Genomic DNA, 7,177 nt, shown 5'->3' with positions numbered 1-7,177 from the left:
CTTCATCTCTCTGCTGATCTTCTTTCCGACCCTGAGCTTTGCACACGCAATCCCCCAAGGAGCGGTCTCTTTTACTCCATCAAGGAGCTGTAAGGGGTGTCATCCTGCAATCTTCGAGGAATGGAACAGTTCAATACATGCACGATCCTCGCTGCACAAAGACCCGGCCCATCGCGCGGTTTACAGAAAGTTCATCGCCGCCCGGAAAAAGGCAGGCAAGCCCGGAAACTATCACTGCGGCAGCTGCCATACCCCGATGGCGAAGAACCTGAAGGCGCTCATGTCGGGGAAGGCACAACCGGATCCGAGTGCCCGGATGGAACGGGAAGGTGTGGGTTGTACCTTCTGTCATCGTATCGAGGCCATCATTCATCGGAAGAATTTCAACCGCTACCGGATCAGCCGGGAGAGGACCTTTGCCGTCTCCTCCCCTTCCGGCAAAGCCCCGCACAAGACACGGGGATCCGCCCTCTTTGCAAAGGGCCGTCTCTGCATGGGTTGCCACAGTCATATGGTCAACCCCAAGGGAACGCCGATCTGCGTCATGAAAACCGAAGGGGCGGGAAACTGCCTCTCCTGCCATATGGAGAAAAAGGAAGGCGCACCGGCGGTCGGCTCGGCGAAGAAGACCCATCGGTCGCATTTCATCATGGGAGGACACGATCCGGAAATGTTGAAAAAATCAGTCAACCTCTCCGGAAGGATCACAACAGCAAATGGGAAGAAAGAGCTGAAGATCACTCTTGCCAACCGGACCCCCCACTCCTTTCCGGCAACCAACCCGATGCGGATGGCCTTTCTCAGGATAACGGCAAGGAACGCCCGGGATGAAATGATCTGGTCGAACTTTTCAAAAGGGCCGATGGAAGACAAGCAGGGAGTCTTCCTCAAGGCCTTCGCCGCCGGCACGCAGGTCGGAGTGCCGGCCTGGAAGGCGGACCGGATCGCCTTCGACAAACGGCTGAAAGCCGGAGAAAAACGGCATCTCACCTACCGGCTCCCGGCTGAAACCGAGAAGGTGACCCTCACACTCTTTTACCGGCTCTTCACCCCAAAGGCAATCCGGAAACTTGCAATCCCGGCCGTCGGTCTGAACGGAGTGGCCGTGCCGATACGGAAACTGGAACTACACCTCCGGGCTCAGTGAAAACGAAAACCAGGAAACGAGCTACCCGGCTCGCTCCTTTTCAAGGTCATAGTCTTTGATCTTCGTGAGGAGGGTTTTGTAACTGACCTTTAGTTGTTCGGCAACACGTGTTTTGTTCCATTCGTTCTCCAGCAGCGCAGCGAGGATAACCTTACGTTCGGCACAGGACGCCGCCTCGGCGGAAATTTCCTGAAGGCTTCTTCCTGCCGGGAAGGAAGCCGAGGGACCGCTTTTCTTCCGAGAAGGAATAATCCCCATGTCCTCCAGGCCGATTTTGTTCCCGGGACAGAGGATCGCACCCCGTTCAACACAGTTTTCCAGCTCCCGGACATTCCCCCTCCATTCCTGCCGGCACAGCTCGGCAACGGCATCCTCCTCCACTCGGAGTCCTTTCTTATTCAGTTCCTTTTCGTACTTCTTCAGCAGATGATCGACCAGGAGCGGAACATCTTCCGCCCGTTCACGGAGAGGGGGGATGACGATCGGGACAACGGCCAATCTATAATAAAGATCTTCACGAAAACGCTTTTGCCGAAGACACTCTTCAATATCGAGGTTCGCCGCGGAGAGAATCCGCACATCAATCCGGATGGTCTGCGTTCCTCCCAGCCTCTGGAGGGATTTTTCCTGGAGCACCCGGAGGAGTTTGCTCTGAAGGGAAAGAGGCAACTCTACAATTTCGTCGAGGAAAAGTGTCCCGCGGTGTGCGAGTTCAAAGTAGCCGATCTTGCGGCGGTCCGCTCCGGTGAAGGCCCCCTTTTCGTAACCGAAGAGTTCGCTCTCCAACAGTTCCGAGGGGATGGCGGCACAATTGATGGCCACAAAATTCGAATCCTTCCGATCACTCAGTTGATGGACGGCCCGGGCAAAGAGTTCCTTCCCGGTCCCGCTCTCTCCCTGAAGAAGAACCGAACTCTCCGTTGCGGCAACCTTCCGGATTTTTTCCGCTACATTCTGAATCGCCGGACTCCGGCCGATAATCTCCGGCATTCCGTATTCTTTGGAGAAGGTCTCCCTGAGGAGCATATTCTCCCGGACCATCCGGCGGTTTTTCAAGGCCCGACCGACAAGGATCAGGAGATAATCAGTGTCAAAGGGCTTGGTGATAAAATCAAGGGCACCGATCTTCATCGCTTCCACGGCCTTTTCAATCGTGCCGTAAGCAGTCATGATGATAACATCGACGAGAGAACCTTCTTCCTTGAGATTCCGAAGCAACTCCAACCCGTCCATCTCCGGCATCTGAAGGTCGGTCAGGATCAAATCGATCCAGTTCTTCCGATAAAGCTCCAGCGCCTCGACCCCGTCCCGGGCCTCGAAGACCTGGTAACCTTCCGCCTGGAGGGTCTGCGTCAGCATGCGCCGCATGCTCTTTTTGTCTTCTACAAGGAGAATGTTGTCCATGTTAAAAACAAGGGTCAAAGGGACAGAGGCACAAAGGCACAAAGTCCAATGTAGAGTTCCTGCCGTAACCTTCCGCCATGTTCGCGGGAACGGATACGGCACTTCTGCGCAACGGTGATGTCAAACCGTAGCGTTCATCCGGGGGAAATGATTTTGTTTCTCGGTAAACGGCCGTTACAAGGAGCATGGATTTCTGCCAAACCATTAAATCACGATAGGTTTTCATCGATTTTCTTTGCCCCTCTATACCTATGTTCTTCCGGCTTTCTCCTTTGCCCCTGTTTCTTTGTGCCTCTGCCCCTTTGTGCCTGCGTTTCCCTGCGAAGGGAGGGAAACGATCATCAACGTCCCCTGCCCCGGATCGCTTTTGATCCGTATGTTTCCCTGGTGGGCAACAATGGTCTTCTGCGTAATCGCCAGTCCCAGGCCGGTGCCTTCCCGTTTGGTGGTAAAGAAAGGTTCAAAGATCTTTTTCTGTAGATCCCGCGGAATCCCCGGCCCGTTGTCCCGGATCCGGACCTCCACTCTGTCGGTCCTCTCTTGCACCTCGATCGCAATGCTCCCTCCTTCCGGGATCGCCTGAAGAGCATTCTTGATTAAGTTCGTCATCGACTGCCGGATCAGCGTCCGATCAAGCATGAGCGAAGGGACTTCGTTACATTCCACCTTCGTCTCGGCCTTTTTCGTTTCAATCTCATCGGACAGGACCTCCAGAGCTTCACGGATCAGTTCATCAAGCCGGCATGCTTCCCTGTTCAATTCCATTGGACGAGCGAAATGAAGGAAGTCGGAGAGCATGGCATCGAAGCTCTTCACCTCGGTGATAATCCCTTCCGCTGCTTCCCTGAGAACGGAGTTTTCCCCGGCCTGCCGGTCCGCCAGGCGGGCATAGCCGAGAATCGCCCCCAGCGAATTCCGGAACTCGTGGGCAATCCCGGCCGACATCTCCCCCATGGCGGCCAGCCGATTCTTCAATTCCACCTGACGCTGGAGTTCCTTTACTTCCGTCAGGTCGGTGAAGAGGAGGGTCGCACCGATCATCTCTCCTTCCGCTCCTTTCAGAGGAGAAACATTCACCCCCAGCCATTTGCGCTCGCCGCCGGGCAAGGTCAGCAGAACTTCTTCCCGGAGGATTCGGCGATTCTCCTGCAGGACCCGCTGCAGGATCTCCTTCATCGCCTCCGATCCAGCGAGAACCTCGTCATAGGATTGGCCGATGGCACCGCCCCCCAACTCCCGGCCGAAGATCCGTGCCGCGGCTCCGTTCAATGATGTGAGTTTGCCCTGACGATCGAATGCCGCAACTCCGCTCACCATACTCTCCAGGATACACTCGTTGTACCGTTCCATACGGCGCACCCGTTCCACGGCATCCTGATGCATCCGGATCAGTTCTTGTTTTTTCTGGGTAATCTCCTGCAACGTCTGTTGAAAGGCCCCGAAGACAAATGACATCTCTTTGTTGGCACCGGGAATCTTTCCCTTTTCCAGGATCTCCTCCGATTCGGTGAGGCGGAGAAATCCTCTCCGGACCTTCTGCAGGGCATAGATCGCCAGAAGAATCACGAAGAGGAGCAAGGCAATCAGAATAAAAGTGGATTGAAAGACCGTCACATTGTCCATTCGTGATTCCGAACCCTGTGAGAATTTACATAAAATGGAGATACCATTGAATCATGGAAGTTCCCCAAAAGAGGCTGGCCAGCGCCCCCAGGGCGAGAAAAGGGCCGAAGGGAACAGCGTATTTCCGGCTCTTTTTGAAAAGGATCATCAGGACGATCCCGACAATGGACCCGGCGAAAGCGCCCGACATAATGGTCAGGAGCATCTTTTCCCAGCCCAGGAAAGCGCCGATCATGGAGATCAGTTTGATATCCCCCCCTCCCATGCCGCCGCGGCTGAGCAGGGCAACCAGATAGAAGAGCCCCCATCCCAGGGCGGCCCCAATCAGGGCATCCCAAAAAGTGAGGGGCAAAACAAAGAGGGATGCCAACAGGCCGACCCCGATGCCGGGAAGACTGATCACGTCGGGAATGATCTTATGGTGGAGATCAATGAACGTGATCACCAACAGGGCTGAAAAAAAGAGAGCATAGACCGCTGCCTCTCCGGTCAGGCCGAAACGGGTATAAAGATAGAAGTACCCCCCGGCATTGACCGCTTCGACAATGGGATACTGAATCGAGATCGGGCTCCTGCATTTTCGGCACTTCCCGAGCAGAAAGATCCAACTTGCGATCGGGACATTGTCGTAAAAACGGATCGAGGTATTACAGACGGGGCAGTGGGAACCGGGGAAGGCAAGCGACTCCTTCCTCGGAAGACGGTAGATGCAGACATTCAAAAAGCTGCCGACGATGGCGCCGAAGATGAAGACCGCTACGGGAATCAGGATTTCGATGGGCATAATGACTCTGATGCAGGAAGGATGAATAAACAACCACCCCCGGAGGGACGGTATCCTCATTTACAAGTTTCCCTTCACAAAGGAAGGCAGAAGACTTGAGCGGGAAGATCTTTTTCCGAGTTGTGTATACTTTTATTATAATTGATTTCGGAATATTATCAATAGCGGAATTTTCGTTCAATTTTGTCTCAACAAGGTTCCGCATGACTGACGAAATCGATGATCGTCTGACGGTCCTCATCCCGGATTTTTCGGAATTCAATTCCGATATCGTAGCGGTATTCCTCATCATTCGTGGCCCTTTGATACCAGACCACCTGTCCCAGCGCCTTGACGGAAGGTCGTCCGGGGAGCAACTCGATTTCCAGGGCAATCCAGTTCTGGACGTTGGAGTTATCATCGTAGGAAATGTGGAGGCCGTCGACAACCAACGCATTTGCTTTGAGCAACACCCCGCCGCCCCCGACATTGATTACGCAGCTTCGTTTCGTACTCGAGATATGATCGGGATCCGTCCCGTCAATGACCCGGTAACGAACGAGTTTTTGAATACGGGCCCGGTCATATTTACGCTGTTCCCGCCATTGCGAATCCATGCATCCCCCCTCTATCAGAACCAGATCTTCCAACCCAGACGGTCGGCGACATTCCCGAAGATCACGGCCGACACCCCTCCGAGAGCGTCGGCAAAAACATCCAACGCCTCTACACTCCTGCCCGGAACAAAAGATTGATGCCATTCATCACTGATCCCGTAGAGGACAACGATCAAGATGACCCAGGCATCCCGGCCGGTCCATTGCCCATCCTGATGAAAGGCCCGCAATAACAGATAGCCGAAGCCGCCATATAAAAACAGGTGAACCAGTTTATCCGTTCCATGCTTCAGGTGGACCGTCTCAAAACTTTGCGACGAGAGCAAAAAGATCATTACGGCATAAAGGATCGGAGGAAGCCAGGCGTTCACCCTTCCAGTCATGCGGCTTTTGGCCTGCCCATTCATCAGGAGACCGCCCTTCCGATCAAACAGTTCGGAAGCCCCTTTTCAATGATTACGTTCAGAAGTTCACCCGGCGCCGACCGGGCGCCGCTGAAATGGACGATCTTGTTGGTTCGGGTCCTCCCCGTCCACTCCCCATCAACCTTCGGATTGGCCCCTTCGACCAGGACCTCCACGGAACTCCCGACAAGAGCCTGATGCTTCCGCAGGGTCAGTTTTTTCTGCAGGTCGAGAACGGCGGCAAGCCGCCTCGACTTCGTCTTCTCAGCTACCGGATCGGGCAACTTCACGGCCGATGTTCCGGGACGGGGGGAGTAGGCAAAAGCAAAGAGGCGGTCAAAATCCGCCTCCCGAATCAGGGAAAGGGTCTCTTCAAAATCGGACTCGCTCTCCCCCGGGAAACCGACAATAATATCCGTCGTCAGAGCAATTCCCGGAATCGCCTCCCGGAGACGTTTCACCTTCCCGAGATAGTCCGCCCGGTCGTACCCTCGGTTCATCATGCCGAGAACTCGGTCCGAACCGGACTGGACAGGGAGATGAAGCGCCTCGCAGATCGCGGGCAGAGAGGCCATGGCGGCAATCACCGATCCGGAAAGATCCCGGGGATGAGAGGTGACAAAACGAATTCGCTCGACACCATCTACCTCACTCACAAGATGAAGCAATCCACAAAAGTCATTGTTAATATTATTCTTTTTACCATAAGAGTTTACGTTCTGACCGATCAGAACAATCTCTTTATATCCCTTTTCAGCCAGTCCGCAAACTTCCCGAAGGATCTCATCCACGGGACGGCTCCACTCCCTTCCCCGCACATAGGGGACCACACAATAGGAGCAGAAGTTGTCGCAACCGTAAATGATCGGCACAAAAGCCGATATCCGGCTCTGCCGGACCGACGCCTCCCGGAAACGTCCGGGATCGAATTCCCCCTCCAGCCGGAGGAAGAGACTCTTCTCCCCCGCTTCCGCCTTGCGGATGATCTCCGGAAGTTCCGCCATCCCCCGGGTACCGACGACAAAATCAACCGCCGGTTCCCGGTCGAGGATCTTCTCCCCCTCAGCCTGGGCCACGCAGCCGAGAACCCCGATCAGAACCCCCGGATCCCTCGCCTTGAAAATCTTCAGTCTGCCGAGATCGCTGAATACCTTCTGCTCCGCCTTCTCGCGAATCGCACAGGTGTTCAGCAAGATCAGATCGGCCCCCTCCGGCCGGT

At 54.8% G+C, this 7,177-nt stretch carries 8 protein-coding genes; 1 reads left to right on the top strand and 7 read right to left on the bottom strand.

Features of this window, described 5'->3' with window-relative positions:
- On the top strand, positions 1-1,147 hold a 1,147-nt coding region (locus tag GXP58_10800; GenBank protein NOY54086.1), incomplete at its 5' end, for a hypothetical protein.
- 21 nt (positions 1,148-1,168) lie between these two features.
- Here GXP58_10800 and GXP58_10795 read toward each other — a convergent pair.
- The 7 genes from GXP58_10795 to miaB all read right to left on the bottom strand — a co-directional run.
- Positions 1,169-2,551 (bottom strand): sigma-54-dependent Fis family transcriptional regulator, encoded by a 1,383-nt coding sequence (locus GXP58_10795; GenBank protein NOY54085.1) that lies wholly within the window; start codon positions 2,549-2,551, stop codon positions 1,169-1,171.
- A gap of 1 nt (position 2,552) precedes the next feature.
- Positions 2,553-2,777, bottom strand: coding sequence for a four helix bundle protein (locus GXP58_10790; protein NOY54084.1), 225 nt, complete (start codon positions 2,775-2,777; stop codon positions 2,553-2,555).
- A 23-nt stretch (positions 2,778-2,800) separates the two neighbouring features.
- Positions 2,801-4,174, bottom strand: coding sequence for a PAS domain-containing protein (locus GXP58_10785; GenBank protein NOY54083.1), 1,374 nt, complete (start codon positions 4,172-4,174; stop codon positions 2,801-2,803).
- Positions 4,175-4,199: 25 nt separating this feature from the next.
- The gene (locus tag GXP58_10780; GenBank protein NOY54082.1) at positions 4,200-4,958 is read right to left on the bottom strand and encodes a prepilin peptidase; all 759 of its coding nucleotides are present in this window, start codon (positions 4,956-4,958) and stop codon (positions 4,200-4,202) included.
- Between the two features lie 188 nt (positions 4,959-5,146).
- Positions 5,147-5,554 (bottom strand): PilZ domain-containing protein, encoded by a 408-nt coding sequence (locus tag GXP58_10775; GenBank protein NOY54081.1) that lies wholly within the window; start codon positions 5,552-5,554, stop codon positions 5,147-5,149.
- 14 nt (positions 5,555-5,568) lie between these two features.
- Positions 5,569-5,889, bottom strand: coding sequence for a VanZ family protein (locus GXP58_10770; protein ID NOY54080.1), 321 nt, complete (start codon positions 5,887-5,889; stop codon positions 5,569-5,571).
- A 71-nt stretch (positions 5,890-5,960) separates the two neighbouring features.
- On the bottom strand, positions 5,961-7,177 hold a 1,217-nt coding region (gene miaB, locus GXP58_10765), incomplete at its 5' end, for a tRNA (N6-isopentenyl adenosine(37)-C2)-methylthiotransferase MiaB (protein ID NOY54079.1).

The organism is Deltaproteobacteria bacterium (assembly GCA_013151235.1).
Lineage (GTDB): Bacteria > CG2-30-53-67 > CG2-30-53-67 > CG2-30-53-67 > CG2-30-53-67 > JAADIO01.
This window is presented reverse-complemented; position numbering and strand designations above follow the sequence as displayed.